This is a genomic window from Sphingobium jiangsuense, assembly GCF_014196495.1.
GTDB classification, from domain to species: domain Bacteria; phylum Pseudomonadota; class Alphaproteobacteria; order Sphingomonadales; family Sphingomonadaceae; genus Sphingobium; species Sphingobium jiangsuense.
This window is the reverse complement of the sequence record NZ_JACIDT010000005.1, coordinates 110,076-129,933: the sequence shown is the minus strand read 5'-3', so window position 1 is coordinate 129,933 and position 19,858 is coordinate 110,076. Positions and strand designations below refer to the sequence as shown.

Below are 19,858 nucleotides of genomic sequence, written 5' to 3'. Positions count from 1 at the left end.
ATTGCCATGACTGATATCCCCGGTCTTTCCAAGGACGCCATCCAGTTCGTCGCCAATGCCGAAAAGGACGCCCGCAAGGCGTTCCGCCTGCTGCGCGAAACCCACACCATCTCGGCCAGCGGCACGCTGGGCTTCGCGCTGCGCATTCCGGGCGAGGACAAGATCGTCACGCTCAGCTATGCCGGGCTGTGGGAGGACGACCCCGACCAGCCGCGCACCAGCGTCCTCGATTTCGACGGCCGCCTCTATTGGGGCGAGCAGGCGGGCGGCGAGGCGCGCTATCTGAAGCTGTTCCGCAAATATCCCGATTTCCGCGCGATCAGCCATGTACATACGCCGCATCTGGGCGCCTACTCGCAGGCGCATTCGGAACTGCCCCTGCTCTATGTGCCCAACCGCCGCTTCCGCTTCACCGCGCAGCTGCCGGTCTACATCAACCGCCGCCAGCCGGAGCCGGACTTCATCCTCGACGCGATCGAGGCCGACCGCGAGGTGCCCGGCATCGTCGAGGCGAACGGCGGCGCGACCATCTGGAGCTGGAAGGGGCTGCGCGACCTCGTCAACACCATCGTCCTGCTGGAGGAAGGCGCGCGCTTCCAGGTGCTCGCCGCCGCGCTGGGCGGGTCGAAGCCCTTCGGCCCCGGCGTGCTGGAGCAGCAGTGGAAGATGGGCAAGCTGGTGCCGCCCAATGCCCGCGTGGACGATGACGGCACCATCCACTTGCCCGAAACCGCCGCCGCCGAGGCCGCGGAATAATTGCCGGGGCGGGCGCCGGACCTTCCCGGCGGCCCGCCCGGCATCCCATGGCCTGTTCCACGGAGCGATCCTCGATGACGACGACGAAGCGCCAGCTTGCCCTTGCCGTTTTCCTGACCCGCCACGGCCACCATCCCGGCGCGTGGCGCCAGCCGCAGTCCGCCGACACCGGCCTTCCCGATTTCCGCTATTGGGCCGATCTGGTCCGCACCGCCGAGCGTGGCAAGCTCGACGCAGCCTTCTTCGCGGACTTCGTCGGGCAAAGCGGCGACAGCACCAGGGGCATCGACCGGCGCCACGCCTTTCTCGATTTCGAGCCGCTGACGGTGACGGCCGCATTGGCCGGCATCACCAGCCATATCGGCCTCGTCGCCACGGTGAACACCAATTTCGAGCAGCCCTATGCGCTCGCCCGCCGCTTCGCCTCGCTCGATCATATCAGCGGCGGGCGGATCGGCTGGAACATCGTGTCCTCGCTGGCCGACGGCGCCGCGCGCAGCTTCGGCGTCGATCAACCGCTCACCCATAAGGAACGCTATGCCCGCGCCGACGAGTTCGTCGCGCTGGCCAAGGCGCTGTGGGACAGCTGGGAGGACGATGCGTTCGACCGCGCCGATCGCGCGAACGGCATCTATCTCGATGCCGGCGCGGTGCACCCCGTCCACCATGACGGGCCCTATTATCACCTCGATTCGGTGCTCGACATGCCGCGCCCGATCCAGGGCTATCCGGTGTTCGCGCAGGCGGGCAATTCGGAGGTCGGGCGCGATTTCGCCGCGCGCCATGCCGAGATGATCTACGCAGCCGCGCAATTCATCGAGGATGCGCAGGCCTTCTATGCCGACGTGAAGGCGCGCGCCGCCGCCCATGGGCGCGATCCCGACACGCTCAAGGTGATGCCGGGCCTGTCCTACACCATCGGCTCCAGCCTTCAGGAGGCGCAGGACCGGTTCGGCGCGCTGGAGGAAGCGGTCGATTTTTCCGGCGACCTCAACCTGATGGGGCAGGACGTCAGCGGCTATCCGCTCGACGGCCCGCTGCCCGACCTGCCGGAGCCGGAAAACGGCAAGGGCCGCTGGCGTCAACTGACGGCGCTGGCGCGGCGGGAGAACCTTACCATCCGCCAGCTCTTCCTGCGCTTCAACGCGGTGCGCGGGCATCGGGTGGTGCTGGGCACGGCGGTCGATGTCGCCGACCAGATACAGGACTGGTTCGAGCGCGACGCCGCCGACGGCTTCAACCTCATCCCGCCGCTGCTGCCCGGATCGCTGACCGATTTCGTCGATCAGGTGGTGCCGGAACTGCAACGGCGCGGGATCTTCCGCACCGACTATGAAGGCACGACGCTGCGCGACCATCTACGCCTGCCGCGTCCCGCCAACCCCAACCGGCGGCGGACCACGCCGCAGCCGCTCGAAGAAGCCGCGCTTTAGAAGCGGCCTGCCCCATCCCTTTCCTTGCCGAGGAGATCACCATGTCCGAACCGCTCGACACCCTCTGGTACACACGCTGCCCCGTTCCCACCGGCCTTGGCATCGCCATCCAGCAGGGCTGGCTGGAGGAAGCCTTTCGGCGGCAGGGCACGAAGCTGTCCTCGTTGCTCGAATCCGACGATTTTTCGAAACGCGAATCCCATTTCTCCCACACGGTGCGCAATTCGGTGCGCCATGGCGGCAACATCCCGGCGATCAGCGCCAGGGCGCGCGGGCGCGACACGCGGGTGATCGGCCTGTCCTGGGCGGACGAGACGCAGCTCATCCTCGCCCGCCCGGAGTCCGGCATCGCCAGCGTGCGCGACCTCAAGGGCCGCCGCTTCGGCCTGCCCAACTGGAAGAGCGTCGAGATCGACTTCAGCCGGGCGCAGGCGCTGCGCGGGCTGGAAAACGCGCTGCGGCTCGAAGGACTGGAGGTGTCCGACGTGGAGCTGGTCGATCAGGACATAGAGACGCATTACAGCGAAGGGCAGGCGGTGAATATCGGCGGCACGCTGAGCTGGCAGGGCCGCACCACCAGCCGGGCGCGCGCCAATAACCTCGAACTCATCGCGCTGCTGCGCGGCGAGGTGGACGCGATCTTCCTCAAGGGCGTGCACGGCGCGCAGGCGGCGCATCAATTCGGCCTCACCACGGTGATCGACACCGGCGCGCATCCCGACCCTCTCGTCCGCGCGAACAACGGCACGCCGCGCACGCTGGCGGTGGACGGGCATCTGCTCGACCATCATTTCGACGCCGCCGTCACCATCGTCGAGCAGGTGTTGCGCGCGGAAAGCTGGGCGCAGGATCACCCGTCAGAGGTGCGCCGCTATCTCGCCCGCGAAACCAACAGCAGCGAATATTGGGTCAGCGTCGCCTATGGCGAGGATGCGCAGACGCGGCTGCGCACCGACCTTTCCGAAGCGTCGGTCGTGGGCATTCAGGATTTCGCCGATTTCCTCCACCGCCGGGGCTTCATCCCGCAGCGCGTCGACATCGGCGAGTGGATCGACGCCCGCCCGCTGGAGGCGGCGCGCGCGCTCGTCGCGGCATGACGCAGGCGCGCCTCCCCCCGCTGCGCGGCAGCCCGCTGCTCCGCTGTCTCGCCATCTATGGCGAGATGCCGTGGCGGTTCACGGCGACCGCGCTGATGCTGGCGGGCGTCAATATCGCGCTGGTCGGGCAGCAGGTGCTGGTCGGCCATGCGGTGCAGGAGGCGCAGGCGGGCAAGCTCGTCACCGTCGAGGCGGCGGGCGGGCTGGATTATGGCCGCGTCTGGTTCTGGATCGGCATCCTGCTCGCGCTGTCGCTGGCGCGGGCGGTGGTGCAATATGGCGCGGGGCTGCTGTCCCTCGCCATCGGCCAGCAATTGCTGACGATATTGCGCGAGCGCATATTGGTGCAGGTGCAGCGGCTCGACCTCGCCTATCACTGGCGGCACGGCGTAGGCGAGATGGTGACGCGGATGACGCGCGACGCCGACAAGGTGCGCGACGCGCTCATCAACTTCTGGCGGCAGATCTTCGAAACCGGCCTGATCGTCCTCATCTCGCTGGGCCTGCTGTTCTTCTATTCGCCCTGGCTGGCGGCGGTTCCGCTCGCGCTGCTGCTGCTCGGCATCGCGTTGTTGAGCGCGGAGGCGGACGCGCTGGTCGCGCTCGACCGCCGCATCGGCGACGCCTATGACGCGGTGACGCAGGACCTGTCCGAAGGGGTGAACGGCGTGCGCGTGATCAAGGCGTTCGCGCTGGGCGACGCGCGCACGCGGCGCTTCCGCCACCATGTCGACGTCTTCCGGCGCGAGGCGCGCGCGGCCATCGTCCATGCGTCGCGGCGGGTTCCGCTGCCGCAGACGATCATCGCGCTCGGCCATGCCTGGGTGCTGGGCTTCGGCGCTTGGATGGTCGGCCGGGGCGAGCTGACGCTGGGCGCGCTCGTCGCCGCGCTGCTGGTGGTCAATACGCTGGTGCTGCGCATCGAGGGCATAGGGCGGCTGTTGCAGGTCATCGCCGACGCCCGCGCCTCGGCCGCGCGCATCTGGGAGGTGCTGGACGCCGAACCGGCCATCGTCTCCGGCGGAAAAGTGCCGCCGGAAGGGCCGCTGGGCTTTCGCCTGTCCCATGTCTCCGCCTCCCCGCTGGGCGACGGCGCGGCGGTGCTGCACGACATCGGCCTGACCGTCCAGCCGGGAGAGGTCGTCGCGCTGGTCGGCGCGACCGGATCGGGCAAGAGCATCCTCACCGCGCTGCTGCCGCGCCTCGTCGATGTGGACAAGGGCAGGCTGGAAATCGGCTCGGACGCGGCGGGCTGGCACGACGTGCGCGATCTCAACCTCAGCCAGCTGCGGCGGCAAGTGCATGTGCTGCCGCAGGAAAGCTTCCTCTTTTCCGACAGCCTCGCCGCCAATCTGCGCCTCGCCGCGCCGGACGCGAGCGACGCCGAGCTGGAGCGCGCGCTGGACATGGCCGCCGCCGGGGAAGTGCTGGCCCGGCTGAGCGACGGCCTCGACACGCGGATGGGCGACCGGGGCGTGACCCTGTCCGGCGGCCAGCGCCAGCGCATCTGCCTAGCCCGCGCGCTGCTGGCCGATGCCGACATCCTGGTGCTGGACGACGCGACCAGCGCGCTCGACGCCGCGACGGAGCGGCGCGCGATCGACAATATCCGCCGCCTGCGCCGCGAAAGCGCGCGGCCGCTGACCATGCTGATCGTGTCGAGCCGCCTGTCCACCACGCTCGCCGCCGACCGGGTGCTGGTGCTGTCCGCCGGGCAGATCGTGGCCGAGGGCACCCATGCCACGCTCGCCGCGACCAATCCCGCCTATCGCGCGCTTATGGGTATCTGACGATGAACGCATTCCGGGGGGATACGGCCCTTTCCGACATAGAGCTTGAGGAAAAGCTGGCGAAGAAGGCGCTGAACCGGGGCATGGTCGGCCGCCTGCTGCCGCTGGTCGCGCCGATCCGCGCGCAGATCGCGGCGGTAGTTTCCATCGAGATCGTGCAGGTGCTGGTGATCTTCGCCCGGCCGCTGCTGATCGGCCTCGTCATCGACCGGGGGCTGCGCCATGCGCAGGGCGGGATCGACCTGCCGCTGATCCTCTGGGCCTGTATCGGGCTGGCGGCGACATGGGGCGGGCGCTTCGCGCTCGGCGGTCTGTCGCACTATTTCGCGGGCGTCGCGGCGATCCGCCTGCTCAACGACCTGCGCGCGCGCGTCTTCGCCCATGTCCAGACGCTCAGCGTCGGCTATTTCGACCGCACCCGCGCCGGGCGCATCATCGCCCGCGCCGACCGCGACGTGGACATGCTGGAGCCGCTGCTGATCCAGGGGCCGCCGGAATTCCTTTCGGCGGTGCTGCGCCTGTGCCTGTCGGGCCTGCTGCTCTGGCTGCTCGCGCCCGCGCTGCTGCTGGGGCTGGCGGCCATCGTGCCGGTGCTGATCGTCGCGACCATTCTCTTCAAGCGGATCGCGCAGCGCAGCTGGGCCAGGGTGGCGGAAAACCGCAGCCGCTTCACCGCGCATCTGGTGGAGACGGTGGCCGCCGTGCGGCTGATCAAGCAGGCCGGGCGCGAAAAGGAGAATCTGGCGCGCTACAAGGGGCTGCTCGACGATTTCAACACCTCGCTGATCCGGGGGACGGCGCGGTCGGGCTGGTTCGCGCCGTTCACCGGCCTGCTGACCACCGCCGGCATCGCGCTCATCCTGCTGATCGGCGGGCGCGGCATCGCGCTCGGCACGCTGACGCTGGGCGAGCTGGCGCAGAGCCTGTTCTACGTGTTCCTGTTCCTCGCGCCGTTGCAGGAGTTCAGCGACCTGTTCGAGCGCTTCGCCAACGGCACCGCCTGCGCGCAGCGGATCTTCCTGCTGCTCGATACCGAGCCGGACATTCGCGACCGCCCCGATGCGGTGGCCCTGCCCCGGTTGCGCGGCGAGATAGAGTTTCGCGACGTGCGCTTCGGCTATCTGCCCGGCAAGCCGGTCATCCACGGCCTCGACCTCACCATCGCGCCGGGCGAGGTGCTGGCGATCGTCGGCCCCACCGGCCACGGCAAGAGCACGCTGGTGCAGCTGCTGACGCGTTTCTATGATGTGGATTCGGGCGCGGTGCTGATCGACGGCCACGACATCCGCGCCATTTCCGAGGCCAGCCTGCGGCGGCAGGTGGGCGTGGTGTTGCAGGACAATGTGCTGTTCGGCGGCACGGTGCTCGACAATCTCCGCCTCGCAAGGCCCGAGGCGAGCGACGAAGAGCTGATCGCCGCCGCCCGCGTCATCGGCGCGCATGAGGTGTTGGAGGCGCTGCCGCACGGCTATCACTCGCAGGTCGGCGCGCTGGGCGCGCAGCTGAGCCAGGGGCAGCGGCAGCTCGTCTGCCTGGTGCGCGCCTATCTTGCCGACCCGGCGGTGCTGGTGCTGGACGAGGCGACCTCCGCCGTCGACGTCAGCACGGAGCGGCGCATTCAGGAGGCGCTGCGCGTGGTGTGCGAAGGGCGCACCTCGGTGGTGATCGCCCACCGCCTCGCGACGATCCGGCAGGCGGACAGGATCGCGGTCATCCGCGACGGCGGCATCGTGGAGATCGGTGCCCATGACGCGCTGATGGCGCGGGGCGGCCACTATGCCGCGCTCTACGAAGCCTATCTCTCGTCGAGCGGAACCGGCGAGGACGAGGCGCGGCAACCCGCCCTCTGACGCGGCGGGACAACCCGTCGCAGCCGGACGCGGACAAGCAGGATTATCTGCCGCCCCAATTAATCTACCATTTCAATTGACAATGAAAGGGCGCATAGTCGGGCCGTCGAACCATGGAGGGTAGAATGGCCGTCTCGCGCAAGAGGGAAGAGATGGAAAGGAAGCCGCTGGACCTCGCCCGGACCGTGCTGTCGCTGGATCCGGACGATACCGCCATACCGGCCATCCGCGCGCGCGCGTTCGTCTTTTCCGACCCGCGCTCGCGCGCGCTCGTGCCGCTGGTCGAACGGGCGGCGCCCAGCGACGCGACGGTCCTCGTCATCGGGGAAACGGGCACGGGCAAGGAACTGGTGGCGCGCTATGTGCATGCGCTGAGCGACCGGTCGAAGGGGCCGTTCGTCGCGGTCAATTGCGGCGCCTTTTCCGAAACGATGATCGAGGCGGAGCTGTTCGGCCATGAACGGGGCGCCTTCACCGGCGCGACCGAAAGCCGTGCGGGCTGGTTCGAGGCGGCCAATGGCGGCACCCTGTTCCTCGACGAGATCGGCGACCTGCCGCTGGGCCTTCAGGTCAAGCTGCTGCGCGTGTTGCAGGAACGGGAAGTGGTGCGCGTGGGCGCGCGCAAGCCCATCCCGCTCGATGTGCGGCTGATCGCGGCGACCAATATCGATCTGGCCAAGGCGGTGAGCGCGGGCCGGTTCCGCGAGGACCTCTTCTATCGCCTTCAGGTCGTGCCGATCCCGATCCTGCCGCTGCGCGAACGCCGGGCGGACATATTGCCGCTCGCCCGTCATTTCCTCGAACTCTACGGCTCGCGCATGTCGGCGGCCCGGCTGGACCTGAGCCCGGCGGCCGAAGAGGCGCTGTTCGCCTATGGCTGGCCGGGCAATATCCGCGAGCTGGAAAACGCGATCCACCGCGCGACCCTGACCTGCCATGACGGCCTGATCGAGCCTGCCGATCTGGCGCTGGGGCCGCTCGGCCTGACCGGCGGCGGCCTTGCGGCAGCGTCCGTCGGCCGGGGCGACGGGCCGGGGGAAGCAGCAGGCGCGCCCGGTCTGGAGGAAGAGCTGGCCGCCGTCATGAACCGCCTGCTGGCGGAGGGGCATGACGCCCTGCTCGACCGGACGGTGGAGCATCTGGTACGGCTGGCCTATCAGCGTCACAACGGCAACCAGATCCGCACCGCGGCCGCGCTGGGCATTACCCGCAACGTGCTGCGCACCTATCTCAAGAATTTCGGGATGCTCTGAGCACCACGCCAACGGCGCGCGAAAAGCGGCATGGTCTGCCAGTCGATGAAGCGGGCGGCCGGCGTCCACGGATCATCCAGATACATCAGCCGTTCTGTCCTGACGGCAGCGGTGCAGGCCACCATCATCCCTCCTTCCGGGCGGACATCTCCGCGTCAAGGCAATGCGCGCCAGCGCCGTCGAGCCATTGTTTCATGCGCTTGCGCAACTCCGCACGTCAATGCGTCGACGGAATCCGGTCAACGCCAGGTTCGGTCGAGCCGCCAACGTCGCGGTCTCGAATGCGGCCGCGACGCTGCAAGGCCGGGCCTCGCCTCAGAACTGGATGCGCGCGATGCTTTCCGGGGCGCCCTTGGGATCGGCCTCGCCGTTCTTGATGCTGACATAGAGCGAGTTGCGCTGCGCATCGAGCGCGAAGCTGTTCGGATGCGTGGGCAGCGGGATGGTCTGCAACAAGGCGTAGCTGCGGCTGTCATACACGCCCACATTCCCTGCCGCGCGGTTGGTCACGTAGAGGCGCTGGCGCTGCGCGTCGAGCAAAATGCCCATCGGACCCGCATCGGTGGGAATGCTGTGGAGTTGCTTGCCGCTGTTGGCGTCGAACACGGCGATGCGGTTGCCGGGATGCCGGGACTGGAAGCCGGGGATGCTCCTGGTCTGGAAGTTGCGGATCATCTCCAGCCCCTGATCGGTGACGAACAGGCGCTGCGACGCCGGGTCGAAGGCGATGTTCAGCGGCTGCTCGGCCTCGGTCTTGACGCGACTGGCGATTTCCAGCGTGCGCGTATCGATGGTGATCAGCTCACCCAGCAGGTTGGTGACGAACAGGCGCTGCCCGGCCGGATCGAAGGTCATTCCCGGCGCCTTCGCCTTGCCCAGGCCGGGGATGACCTTGTCCACCTTGAGCGTCTCGGTGTTCACAACATAGAGTACGCTGTCATCCGAATGGCCCTGCAGGAACAGGCGCTTGCCTGCAGGATCGACCGCCAGCTCGCGCAGGTCGCGAGGGTAGCGTTCCTTGCCGTCCTCGCCCTTCACCTTCTCTTCGAGCTGGACCACGCCGACCACGCGGTTGTTCACGATGTCCACCACCGTGACCGAAAGGTCCACCGTATTGCCCACATAGAGGCGGCCGCCGGCATCATCCAGCGTCACGCCGAAGGCCTTGCGCTCCAGCGGGATCTCGCGCTCCACCGCCAGGGTCTGCGGGTTCAGGCGCAGGATCTTCGGCGCATCGGCATCCGCGCCGAAGCCGCCCGAAGAGGCGACGAACACCGCATTCTGGCGCGGGCTGTAGGCCAGCTCATACAGTCCCTTGGCAAGGGCCTTGCGCTCGACCTTGGCGGCCTCGCCAGTGGCGGCAACCGGACGGGCGGGAGCCGCGACCGGCTGCTGCGCGACGCCGGGGGCGGAGACGATCAGCGCCATGACGAGACAGGAGGCGGCGTTCAGGATTTTCATGACGATATTTCCCCTATTGGAGGATGACATAGTGCGTTCGCACCAATCACGACGACGCCTTATTACACATGATTTGCATTAGAAGATAACACATGCGGCGGCTTACCAGCACGGCCGTCAGAACCGGCGCGACAGGCTGATCATGAAGGTGCGCGGTTCGCCCGGCGTGGTGCGGGTCAGCGAGGCGGTCGGGAAATAGCGCTCGTTGAAGATGTTGCGCACATTGGCCTGCACCGACCATGCGCCGATCTTGTAATAGAGCGCCGCGTCCACCAGCACATAGCCGTCGAGCATGAACGGCGGCGCGCTGGCCGTGGCGGTGCTCGACGGGCGGTTGCTTTCATGATGCAGGCCCAGACCCGCGCCCAGATTGGCGAGCGCGCCGCTCTGGATCGTATAGCGCCCCCACAGGTTGACGATATGACGTGGCACGCTGCCCAGGCGCGAGCCCACCAGCAAGCGGCTGTCGGCGGTCACCTCGGCGTCGAGATAGGTATAGGCCGCCGTTAGGTCGAGGCCGGGCACGGGACGCCATGCGCCCTCCAGCTCGATGCCGCGTGTGCGCTGCTCGCCGGTCAGGACATAGGTGTTCGGCGGCGCATTGGGGGACAGGTCCGCCGTGGCGACATTCTCGCGGGTGAGCTGGAAGATCGTCGCCATGCCGGTCAGCGTCCCGTCCGGCCGCGCGACCTTGAGCCCGCCCTCATAGTTCACCCCGCGTTCGGGAGGCAGGGTGGAGCCGTCCGCAGACCGGTAGGAGCCCTGCGGGCTGAACGACTTGGCGAAGTTGAAATAGAGCGACACGGCATTGCTGAGCCCGAAGGTCAGGCCCGCGCGCGGGCTGAAGGCGGTGTCCGTCACCTTGGCGCCGAAAACGCCGCCGCTGCTGTTATGGCTGCTCGCCTTGTCCCAGCGTCCGCCGAGCGTGACGGTCAGCCACTCGCCCAGCTTCACATGGTCCTGAAGATAGAAGCCGCGCTGCTTGTTGATGCCGCCGGAGGTGGTGGAGGCGACGGCGGGGTCCGGGCCGCTGACGGTGCCGTAGACCGGCTCATAAAGGTCGAGATAATAAGGCCCGCCGTCGAACAGGTTGGACTGGTCATATTTCTTGCGGCCATAATCGATGCCCGCCAGCACATAATGGTTGAGCGGCCCGGTGTCGAAGCGCGCGCTCAGATTGCTGTCGGCGCGGAAATAGGTGCCGTTCTCATTGAACGGGCCGTAATAGAAGCGCGCGACCTGGCGATAGTCCGAGGAGATGCTGCTGACGAACAGCCAGTGATCCCAGCTGTTGTGGAAATCCTGATAGCGCACCGACTGGTGGAAGGAGATCGCGTCGCTGAACTTGTGGTCGAGCACATAGCCCAAAGTCCAGTAATCATTCTTCTGGATCGCCGGATATTCGGTGTCGTTGATCGACAGCTTGATCGAGATATCGCCATTGGGGTTGGGCAGGGCAGTGCCATAGGCGGTCGTCGGCGACCAGGGATTGACCTTGTCGTCGACATAGCGGCCGAGCAGAGTCAGGCTGGTGTCGGGCGACGGCTTCCATGTCAGCGAGGGCGCGATGAAGATGCGCCGCTGGCCCGACCCGTGGACGAAGAAATCCTGATCGCGAAACACCGCGCTGATCCGCCCCAGCAAAGTGCCGTCTGCGGTGATCGGCGAATTGGCGTCGATCTGCGCCTCGAACAGATCATAGGAGCCGCCCGCGACCGAGACGTCGACGAAGGCTTCCTCCTGCGGGCGCTTGCTGACGAGATTGACGATGCCGGAAAGGGGGCCTTGGCCGAACAGGCCGGAGGCGGGACCTTTCACCACCTCGACGCGTTCCAGCCCCGCCAGTTCGGTGGTGGCGTAGTTGACGCCGGGATCGTCGAGCAGCCCGTCGAGATAGGTCGCGCCCGCAGAGGCGCTGAAGCCGCGAATGTTGAACCCGTCGAAAAAGCCATAGGTGTTGTTGCGCGACACGCCCGCGACGTTGAACAGCGCATCGCCGAGGCGACGCACGCCCTGAAGATCGAGCGTCTCCTTCGAGATGATCGAGATTGCCTGGCTGTTTTCGAGGATCGGGATGTCGGCCTTGGCGGCCATCGCGGTATCCTTGGCGAGATGGCCGGTGACGATGATGGTGCCGCGCCTGGCCTCTGCCTCCTCCGCCGCACTGTTTTCTGCGGCTTCATTCGCGGCGGCAAGGGCGGCGGTCGGAGCGGAAAACAGGGCGATGCCCATGGCGAAAGATGCAGCTGAAGCGCGGAACATGTCTATCCCCTTATGTGAATAGGGGGCGTCTATCTCTATTGCAATCAAGACGCAATAGCTTTTATTTGGAGGACACTTCAGCAGGAAATAGCGCGCCCTCAGGCATTGTGAGCCAGCGGTTATCGGGGTTTTGATCGCGATTTATCGGCGCTATGGATCACTGGCGGCACCAATGGGGCAGCTTCGCCGCATTTCCGGCGACGACCGCAGCCGATCGGTGCCCGCTCGAAGGGCCCGCAAACTGACAAGCACGCCTGTCGGGGAAAGGCTCCTCTGGCATTCCCAAGGCCGATCTCCGAAGAGCTACGCCCCGCCGAGGATCTCGAACAGGGCCGCCGCGCCCATGCCGCCGCCCACGCACATCGTGACCACCCCCAGCTTCGCCCCCCGTCGCTGCCCCTCGATGAGCAGGTGGCCGGTCATGCGCGCGCCGGACATGCCATAGGGATGGCCTATGGAAATCGCCCCGCCGTCGACATTGAAGATATCGGGATCGATGCCGAGCGTGTCCCGGCAATAGAGCGCCTGGACGGCGAAGGCTTCGTTCAGTTCCCACAGGTCGATATCCCCGACCGTCAGGCCATGGCGGGCAAGCAGCTTCGGCACCGCAAAGACCGGGCCGATGCCCATTTCGTCCGGCTCGCAACCGGCGATCGCGAAGCCGTGGAAGAGGCCCAGCGGCTGCAAGCCCTGGCTTTGCGCCAGCCCGGCCTCCATCAGCACACAGGCGCTCGCCCCGTCGGAAAGCTGGCTGGAATTGCCTGCGGTGATCGATCCCTCCGGCCCGGTGACCGGCTTCAGCGACGCCAGCCCCTCCGCCGTGGTATCGGGCCGATTGCCCTCATCGTGCAGCAGCGTCACCGCCTCATGCGTGGACTCCGGCGCGTCGGTCGCGGGGAGCTCCTTGCTCGACGGGAGAGGCACGATCTCGGCATCGAAACGGCCCGCCGCCTGCGCGGTCGCCGTGCGCTGCTGGCTGGCGAGCGCATAGGCATCCTGCGCCTCGCGCCCGATGCCATAGCGGTCCGCCACATTCTGCGCGGTCTGGAGCATCGGCATATAGACGTTGCTCTGCTGAAGCGCGGGCGCATATTTGCGCCACTCGTTCGTCCGCGCGTTCTGCGCGAGCGAGATGGATTCCAGCCCGCCCGCCACCATGATGTCGGCTTCGCCGCACAGGATGCGCTGGGCCGCGATGGCGATCGCCTGCAAGCCGGATGCGCACATCCTGCTGACGGTGAGGCCGCTCACCGATACCGGCAGCCCGGCCATCAGGGCGGATTGCCGCGCGATATTGGCCCCCGTAGCGCCTTCGGGCCGTCCGCAGCCCAGCACGACATCCTCGATCCGTTCCTTCTCCACACCGGCGCGCAGCACCGCATGGCGGACGACATGCCCCCCAAGCAATGCGCCATGCGTGTCGTTGAAGGCGCCCTTATAGGCGCGCCCGATCGGCGTACGGGCCGTCGAGACGATAGCGACGCTCCGGCCCGTCACAGCCCCAGCACCCGCTCGGCCGTGCCGTGGAAAAAGGCTTCGAGGAATTCGTCCTTGAAGCCCAGTTCATGCCATTCCCTGAGCAGGCGCGGATAGGGAATACTGGGATAGTCGCTGCCGAACATCATCTTGTCCCTCAATCGTCCGCGCATGTCGCGGATGATCTGCTCGGGCAGATATTTGGGGCCCCAGCCCGACATCTCCCAAAAGACATTGGCCTTGTGCAGCGCGACCACGGTCGTCTCGTCGATCCACGGATAGCCTGGATGCGCCATGATGATCGTCAGGTCCGGGAAATCCGCCGCCAGCGCATCGATCGCGGCCGGATGGGCGTGGCGCGTCTTGGCGCCCATTCCGCCCGGCATCCCGGCGCCCATGCCGGTCATCCCGACGTCGATCATCACCGGCACCTTGAGCGCGCTGATTTCTTCGAACAGCGGATAATAGCGCACATCGTCGACGCTGAAATGCTGCATGATCGGATGGAAGTGGAAGCCGATCATGCCCAGATCGCGCACCGCATGCTTCGCCTCGTCGATGGCGGCCTGCCCCATGGCGGGCTCGACCGCGCCCCAGGCGGCGATCATGCAATCCCTGTTGCGGTCGCGCATCCCCGCGACATAGTCGTTCGAGCAGGGCGGCGTGTTGATCGTCGTCGTCAGGTCGAGCGCCACCAGACAGGCCTCGATGCCATTGTCGCGAAACTCCTGCGCGACGTCCTCCTCTTCCTTCCAGGTCCAGTCGCGCTTCCAATATTTGGCGAGCGCATCGACATAGGGGCCCTGGCAGTCGATCCATGTCCTGGTGTTGGGGTAGCAATGCAGATCGATAACGCGCATGACGGTCCTTTCTTAGAGTGATTTCGAAGCAAGTGGGTCACTTGCTGGCTTGGAAATCACGGCAAAAATCAGTGCCCGGTCCAGCGTGGGGGCCGGCGTTCCGCGAAGGCGCGGGGGCCTTCGATCGAATCCTCGCTCGTCCGGCGCAGCGTTTCGGTCGGATAGTCGAGGGCCATGGCGTCGCGCAGCGGCAGAGACAGCCCGCGCGCCACGCATTGCCGGATGGAGGCGATGGCGAGCGGCGCGCAGGCGACGATATCCGCCGCCCATTTCTCCGCCGTGGCGATCAGCTCGGCGGGCGCGACGACCTCGTTGACCAGCCCAAGTTCATAGGCGCGCCGCGCGCTCATCTCGCGCCCGGTCAGCAGATAGCCCATGGCGGCATGGCGCGGGATCGCGCGGGGCAGGCGGTGCACGCCCCCGGCAAAGGGCATGAGCCCGCGCCTCGGCTCCGGCAGCGCGAACCGCGCATCCTCGCTGGCGATGATGAGGTCGCACGCCAGAGCGATCTCGAACCCGCCGCCAAAGGCCACGCCGCGCACCGCCGCGATCAGCGGCTTGGGATATTCGAGGCGGTCGGTGAGCCTTGTCGTCCTTGCCCAGCGGCCGTCGATCACCGCCCGCTCCTCGCCGGTCAGGTCCGCCGCCAGTTCCTTGAGGTCGCGCCCCGCCGAAAAGGCCCGCTCGCCCGCGCCGGTCAGGATGATCACGCGGACCGCCTCATCCCCGGCCAGATGGTCGAGCGCCTCGCTCAGGGCGAGGTGCGCGGCGGAATCCATCGCGTTCATCCGCTCGGGCCGGTTGATCGTCAGCCGGGCGACCGGCCCGCTAATGTCCAGAAGAACAGGCTCGGTCATCAGCGCTTTCCGATTTCGCCCTTCAGGCGGGCGACCAGCGCCTTGAAGGCGGGCTGTTGCAGCGACGCCATCTGCTCCTCCGTCTCGCGCGCCAGCGCCCCGGCATGATCGGATGCCACCGCCATGCGCAGCGTCTCTTTCGCACGGATCAGCAGGTCGCGGGGCAGCGCCTCGGTGCGGCGGGCGAGCGCCAGCGCGCTGTCTAACAGGGTCCCGCCGGCGACCACCTCCTGAACGAGGCCGGCGGCGCGGGCTTCGTCGGCATTCAGCGCACGGTCGAGCAGCAGCATGCGCGCCGCCTCCGCCCAGCCGACCGCGCGCAGCAGCATCCAGCCATGGCCGCCGCCCGGATGCAGGCCGATCTTGAGGAAGCGGCAGTCGAAACGGGCGTCCTCCGCCGCCAGCCTGATGTCGCAGGCGAGCGCGAGGTTCATGCCCGCGCCGACGGCGATCCCGTTCACCGCCGCGATGGTCGGCAGCGCGCTGTCGGCGACGTCGATGAACGAGCGATAGACGAGATGGAGCGTTTCCGTCTCTCCCCCGGCGGCAGCCTCCAGATCGTCGAGATGCGCCCCGGCGCAGAAGGCGGGCGGCGCGCCGGTGATGACGATCGCGCTCGCCGCCGGATCGGCATTGGCCCGCGCCACGGCCTCGCTGATCTGGCGGCACAGCTCGCCCGACAGCAGGTTCCGACGCGTGGGATCATCGAGGACGATCAGCCGCGCGCCGCCATGGCTTTCCATGCGAACAAGGCTCATTGCGCGCTCACGCGCCCGGCGACGATGGCCGTCAGATCCTTCTTCGAAACCTTGCCGAAATTGCTGAGCGGAAACTCCTCGAAGCGCTCTATCCGTTCGGGATATTTGAACTTGGCCAGTTCGAACTGGCCGAGGAAATCGACCAGCTCGCCCAGTTCCAGCGAAGAGCCGTTGCGCAGCACGACGCAGGCGCAGTTCCGCTCCCCCAGCACCGGATCGGGCATCGGCACGCAGGCGACATTCTCGACCGCCGGATGCTGGAGGATCAGCTCCTCGATCTCCTCGGCGCTGATCTTCTCCGCGCCCCGGTTGATCAGGTCCTTCTTGCGCCCCTCGACCATATAGTTGCCGGAGGGATGCTGGCGCATCAGGTCGCCGGAGCGGTAGAAGCCGTCCGGGGTGAAGGCGCGGGCATTATGCTCCGGCGCGTCATAATAGCCCCGCAGCGTATAGGGGCCGCGGCAGCAAAGCTCGCCGACCTCGCCGAACGCCACCGGCTGGTCGTCCTCGCCGAGCAGCAGGATTTCGTCATCCTCGCAGATTTTCCGCCCGACCGTCTCCATCCGCACATCTTCGGGATCGTCGAGGCGGACGAACATCAGCAGCCCCTCGGCCATGCCGAAATTCTCCTGCACGGTGACATTGGGGAACACCCGCGCCGTGCGCCTGCGGATTTCCGGCTGCAACCGTTGACCGCCGCTCTGGATCACCCGCACGCTCGACAGGTCATATTGGCTCGCCAGCGGGCTTTCGGTCCAGCGGACGAGCAAGGCGGGCACGGCATGGATATGGGTGACGCCGAACCGCTCGATCAACGGGAAAATCTCTTCCGGTGCCGTGCTGGTATGCAGCAGCGTCGTCGCGCCGTTCAGGAGAAACCCCTGAAGCCCCGGACAGCCGAGCGGCAGATTATGCCCGATCGGCAGCACGTCGAGCAGCACGCTGTCCTTGTCGATACCGCAGACCGAGGCGGCCATGCGGCTGTTATAGGCATAGTCGTTATGGGTGCGCGGGATCAGCTTCGGGATGCCGGTGGTGCCGCCCGAAAGCAGGAACAGCGCGGGATCGGTCGGATCGATCGTAATAGCGTCCAGCGCCGACGGGTCGCCGGACGCCGGTTTCGCGATCAGCTCGGCGAGCGAGAAGAAGCCCTCCGGCGCGTCCCCGATCACGATGCCATATTTGAGGCAGGGCGCCTCGGCCCGGATGCGGACGATCATGTCGGTGAAGCTGAAATCGCGGTGCGCCACGGGTGAGAACACCGCCACCGCTTCGGCCGTCTTCACGAAGAAGCTGATTTCCCGGAAGCGGTGCGGCGGCAGCGCGAGCACGGGCATCACGCCGATCTTCTGCAAGGCGAAGTGCAGCACCGCGAACTCGATGACATTGGGCAGCTGAACCACCACCCGCTCCCCCGGACGGATGCCCAGTTCCAGCAGATTGAGCGCGAGATTGGTCGAGGCCGCGTCCAGTTCACTGAACGTCAGCGCCCGCTCGGTATCCCTGACGGCGATGCGATCGGTAAAGGCATCGCACCATATTTTGAACACCACGCGCAGCGGCTGGTCCCGCCAATAGCCCTTGGCGCGATAGCGGGCCGCGAATTCGGGGGGAAAGGGCGTGACGCCTCTCATCGGAAATCCTTTTCTGCTTGCGCGGCCTTCACGCCGCATCTTTCGATCAGTTGACGAAGCTGTACCCGCCGTCGATCACGATGGTCTGCCCGGTGGAGAAGGGCAGGCGGGTCGCCAGGGTGACGACGGCCTCGCCGACATCCTCGACGCGCGCGCAGCGCTTGAGCGGCGTCATCTTCGCCCGGCGTTCCATCAGCCGTTCGTAATTGTCGCCCAGCGTCCGCTCCATCCAGTCGCCTTCCAGCCAGCCCGGCGCCACCGCGTTCACCCGGATATTCGGCCCCAGCGCGCCCGCCATGGTCTGCGTCATCGAGATGATCGCCGCCTTGCTCGACGAATAGGGCAGCGGCTGCGGGCCGGGGCGCAGGCCGACGATGCTCGCCGTGTTCACGACATTCGCCTTCGGCATCGCCTTCAGCAGCCGGCAGGCATGCTTGGTGACGAGGAAAGTCCCCCGCACATTGACCGCGAAAACCCGGTCGAAATCCTCCACTTCCATCGTGTCGAACTTATGGGGCGGCACCTCGCTGGTGGTGCCCGCGTTGTTGACGAGCAGGTCCAGCTCGCCGCCGAACAGCGCCTCCGTCTCGGCGATCATCCGGCCGACGTCCGCTTCGTCGCTCACGTCCGCGCGAAATGCGGCCGCACGGACGGCGCCGGCTTCCTTGACCCTGGCCAGCGTTTCAAGGGCCGCGCCTTCGCTTCGGCTGTAGTTGATCGCGACATCGAAGCCATTTTCCGCAAGGGCGATGGCAATGGCGCGGCCGATGCCGGTCGCGGCACCCGTGACCAGTGCGGCCTTTCTCTTCTCACTCACTCGGCTCTCCAATTTCGTTCAGGATTATGTTCGGTTGATCCGCGCGGCCCCGGCGCGGGGCTTCATTCGGCGGGCTGGGCAAGCCGCTGCTTGTCGGCCTGAGCCTCCTTGCCGCCCGCGGCCGCCTGTTCGTCGCGGATAAGTTTGGCGAGGCGGCGGCGCGCCCTTATGCCTCCGGCGTCATTGGGCAGGATGACGGGCTCTTCGCCCCAGAAATCGCTTTCCATGTTCGCCTCGACCGCCTCGATCATCGGCTTGTCCTCGACCTCGAAGGCGAGCTTGAAGAGAGCGAGGCCGGCATCCTTGTCGAGCCCACCCACGAACGGACCGGCACCGGTCGGCTTGTTCGCGCTCCAGAAATAATGGCACGACCCGTCGTCCTCCGGCGTGATGATATGGGCCGAGAACTGGCCGGGCAGGTCGTCGCGCTTCGTATCCTTGCGGTCGGCATGGACGCCCTGGGGGAGGAAGCTGACATGCAGGCGCATGTTGCTGGGCGCATTCCAGCGCATGTCGAGGAAATGATCGAGCCGCTTGCCCGTCGGCGTGCGCGTTTTCGGGTCGATGAACGGGATATCGGGCATCCACCAGTTGGAATGGATTTCATTCCCGAAATCGCGCAGCTGGAATTCGCCGTTCTGGATGAAGCCCCGCCCGCCGAACGAACCGGCATGCAGGAATTCGGTATGCGACAGGTCGAGCAGATTGTCGGTTTCGAGCTGATAATCCGCCTCGACATGGGTGTAGCCGAACACCACCCAGTCGCCGTCCACCCCGTCATGATTCTGGAAGCTGTAATCCGGGATCTGGTCCGGGTCCGCCAGCGCGGCATCTCCCGGCCAGATCCACAGCATCTTGTCCCGCTCCACGACGGCGAAGCTTTCCACCCTGGCGCGTTCGGGCAGAGGGCCGAGGGGGTTTTCGACGCAGCGGCCGGCGCCGTCGAAGCACAGGCCGTGATATTGGCACTGCACGACACCGTCCCGCAGCACGCCACGGCTCAGCGGCGCCATGCGGTGGGGGCAGCGATCGCGCAGCGCGGCCGGGCGGCCCTCGGCATCCCGGAAGGCGATGAGATTCCGTCCCAGAATCTTACGGCTCAGCAATTGGCCGTCATCGATTTCCGTCGCCCATCCGAGCCCATACCAGCAGTTGAGCAAATATTTCCGGTTTTCCACACCCGCTCTCCTCGATTTGGGGGCAAAGCAGCAAGAATCGTCCTGTTTTTGAATAGAACATGTACATAATCGATCGCAATCGATTATGTCTAGAGCAAAGGCGAAATTTCCTGCAGGACCGGCCGGAAAAGAGACTTGCGGATGAAATCAGGGAGGCCCGGATTGTCTCAGTTGCGTTCCTCCGCGTTCATCCATAAGCCTATGAAAGCACATCGCTCCTTCACCGCTGCTACGCTGTACCCGACCGCACCCCGATCGCGGGGCATCGCACCGGCATATCCAACATGAAGAGCGCGCCGGACCGGGCCTGGATCAAGGTGAGCGCCACATGGAAATCGGCACGGGATCGCGATTAAGGAAATCTGCATAATCGATA

General features: G+C 66.6%; 15 protein-coding genes. 6 read left to right on the top strand and 9 right to left on the bottom strand.

All coding sequences use genetic code 11. The features are described from left to right. Positions 1 to 6 precede the first annotated feature (6 nt). From GGR43_RS08810 to GGR43_RS08785, 6 genes are all read left to right on the top strand, one after another. Positions 7 to 756 carry a class II aldolase/adducin family protein gene (locus tag GGR43_RS08810; protein WP_188071610.1) on the top strand — a complete coding sequence of 250 codons (750 nt, stop codon included), beginning with the start codon at positions 7 to 9 and terminating at the stop codon, positions 754 to 756. A 74-nt stretch (positions 757 to 830) separates the two neighbouring features. Then, the gene (locus GGR43_RS08805) at positions 831 to 2,189 is read left to right on the top strand and encodes an LLM class flavin-dependent oxidoreductase (RefSeq protein ID WP_188071609.1); all 1,359 of its coding nucleotides are present in this window, start codon (positions 831 to 833) and stop codon (positions 2,187 to 2,189) included. 41 nt (positions 2,190 to 2,230) lie between these two features. Continuing rightward, positions 2,231 to 3,286 (top strand): ABC transporter substrate-binding protein, encoded by a 1,056-nt coding sequence (locus GGR43_RS08800; RefSeq protein WP_188071608.1) that lies wholly within the window; start codon positions 2,231 to 2,233, stop codon positions 3,284 to 3,286. After that, entirely contained in the window at positions 3,283 to 5,076 is a 1,794-nt protein-coding gene (locus GGR43_RS08795) for an ABC transporter ATP-binding protein (protein WP_188071607.1), read from the top strand. The genes GGR43_RS08800 and GGR43_RS08795 overlap by 4 nt, the downstream gene beginning before the upstream one ends. Positions 5,077 to 5,078: 2 nt before the next feature. After that, complete coding sequence (locus GGR43_RS08790; protein WP_188071606.1) at positions 5,079 to 6,926, top strand: ABC transporter ATP-binding protein; 1,848 nt, start codon at positions 5,079 to 5,081, stop codon at positions 6,924 to 6,926. 152 nt (positions 6,927 to 7,078) lie between these two features. Continuing rightward, complete coding sequence (locus GGR43_RS08785; RefSeq protein ID WP_246343441.1) at positions 7,079 to 8,179, top strand: sigma-54 interaction domain-containing protein; 1,101 nt, start codon at positions 7,079 to 7,081, stop codon at positions 8,177 to 8,179. 315 nt (positions 8,180 to 8,494) lie between these two features. Here GGR43_RS08785 and GGR43_RS08780 read toward each other — a convergent pair whose 3' ends face one another. The 9 genes from GGR43_RS08780 to GGR43_RS08740 form a co-directional block, all read right to left on the bottom strand. After that, on the bottom strand, positions 8,495 to 9,640 hold the full coding sequence (locus tag GGR43_RS08780; RefSeq protein ID WP_188071605.1) for a YncE family protein: 1,146 nt from the start codon (positions 9,638 to 9,640) through the stop codon (positions 8,495 to 8,497). A gap of 117 nt (positions 9,641 to 9,757) precedes the next feature. Continuing rightward, entirely contained in the window at positions 9,758 to 11,902 is a 2,145-nt protein-coding gene (locus GGR43_RS08775; RefSeq protein ID WP_223177367.1) for a TonB-dependent siderophore receptor, read from the bottom strand. Positions 11,903 to 12,205: 303 nt separating this feature from the next. Then, positions 12,206 to 13,399: an acetyl-CoA C-acyltransferase gene (locus GGR43_RS08770; RefSeq protein WP_284277642.1), complete on the bottom strand. Its 1,194-nt coding sequence runs from the start codon at positions 13,397 to 13,399 to the stop codon at positions 12,206 to 12,208. Beyond that, positions 13,396 to 14,238, bottom strand: coding sequence for an amidohydrolase family protein (locus GGR43_RS08765; protein WP_188071603.1), 843 nt, complete (start codon positions 14,236 to 14,238; stop codon positions 13,396 to 13,398). The genes GGR43_RS08770 and GGR43_RS08765 overlap by 4 nt, the downstream gene beginning before the upstream one ends. A 68-nt stretch (positions 14,239 to 14,306) precedes the next feature. Further along, entirely contained in the window at positions 14,307 to 15,095 is a 789-nt protein-coding gene (locus GGR43_RS08760) for an enoyl-CoA hydratase-related protein (RefSeq protein WP_188071602.1), read from the bottom strand. Further along, positions 15,095 to 15,853: an enoyl-CoA hydratase-related protein gene (locus GGR43_RS08755; RefSeq protein ID WP_188071601.1), complete on the bottom strand. Its 759-nt coding sequence runs from the start codon at positions 15,851 to 15,853 to the stop codon at positions 15,095 to 15,097. Before GGR43_RS08755 ends, GGR43_RS08760 begins: the two co-directional genes overlap by 1 nt. Next, positions 15,850 to 17,487 (bottom strand): (2,3-dihydroxybenzoyl)adenylate synthase, encoded by a 1,638-nt coding sequence (locus GGR43_RS08750; RefSeq protein WP_188071600.1) that lies wholly within the window; start codon positions 17,485 to 17,487, stop codon positions 15,850 to 15,852. Before GGR43_RS08750 ends, GGR43_RS08755 begins: the two co-directional genes overlap by 4 nt. 46 nt (positions 17,488 to 17,533) lie before the next feature. Continuing rightward, positions 17,534 to 18,304, bottom strand: a complete 771-nt coding sequence (locus tag GGR43_RS08745) for an SDR family NAD(P)-dependent oxidoreductase (RefSeq protein ID WP_188071599.1) — start codon at positions 18,302 to 18,304, stop codon at positions 17,534 to 17,536. 62 nt (positions 18,305 to 18,366) lie between these two features. Continuing rightward, positions 18,367 to 19,482 carry an aromatic ring-hydroxylating oxygenase subunit alpha gene (locus tag GGR43_RS08740; RefSeq protein ID WP_188071598.1) on the bottom strand — a complete coding sequence of 372 codons (1,116 nt, stop codon included), beginning with the start codon at positions 19,480 to 19,482 and terminating at the stop codon, positions 18,367 to 18,369. Positions 19,483 to 19,858 lie beyond the last annotated feature (376 nt).

Bases quoted from the DNA above. Each gene is read 5' to 3' on its own strand.
- GGR43_RS08810 (WP_188071610.1), top strand. From the start codon at position 7: ATGACTGATATCCCCGGTCTTTCCAAGGACGCCATCCAGTTCGTCGCC.
- GGR43_RS08805 (WP_188071609.1), top strand. From the start codon at position 831: ATGACGACGACGAAGCGCCAGCTTGCCCTTGCCGTTTTCCTGACCCGC.
- GGR43_RS08800 (WP_188071608.1), top strand. From the start codon at position 2,231: ATGTCCGAACCGCTCGACACCCTCTGGTACACACGCTGCCCCGTTCCC.
- GGR43_RS08795 (WP_188071607.1), top strand. From the start codon at position 3,283: ATGACGCAGGCGCGCCTCCCCCCGCTGCGCGGCAGCCCGCTGCTCCGC.
- GGR43_RS08790 (WP_188071606.1), top strand. From the start codon at position 5,079: ATGAACGCATTCCGGGGGGATACGGCCCTTTCCGACATAGAGCTTGAG.
- GGR43_RS08785 (WP_246343441.1), top strand. From the start codon at position 7,079: ATGGAAAGGAAGCCGCTGGACCTCGCCCGGACCGTGCTGTCGCTGGAT.
- GGR43_RS08780 (WP_188071605.1), bottom strand. From the start codon at position 9,640: ATGAAAATCCTGAACGCCGCCTCCTGTCTCGTCATGGCGCTGATCGTC.
- GGR43_RS08775 (WP_223177367.1), bottom strand. From the start codon at position 11,902: ATGTTCCGCGCTTCAGCTGCATCTTTCGCCATGGGCATCGCCCTGTTT.
- GGR43_RS08765 (WP_188071603.1), bottom strand. From the start codon at position 14,238: ATGCGCGTTATCGATCTGCATTGCTACCCCAACACCAGGACATGGATC.
- GGR43_RS08760 (WP_188071602.1), bottom strand. From the start codon at position 15,095: ATGACCGAGCCTGTTCTTCTGGACATTAGCGGGCCGGTCGCCCGGCTG.
- GGR43_RS08755 (WP_188071601.1), bottom strand. From the start codon at position 15,853: ATGAGCCTTGTTCGCATGGAAAGCCATGGCGGCGCGCGGCTGATCGTC.
- GGR43_RS08750 (WP_188071600.1), bottom strand. From the start codon at position 17,487: ATGAGAGGCGTCACGCCCTTTCCCCCCGAATTCGCGGCCCGCTATCGC.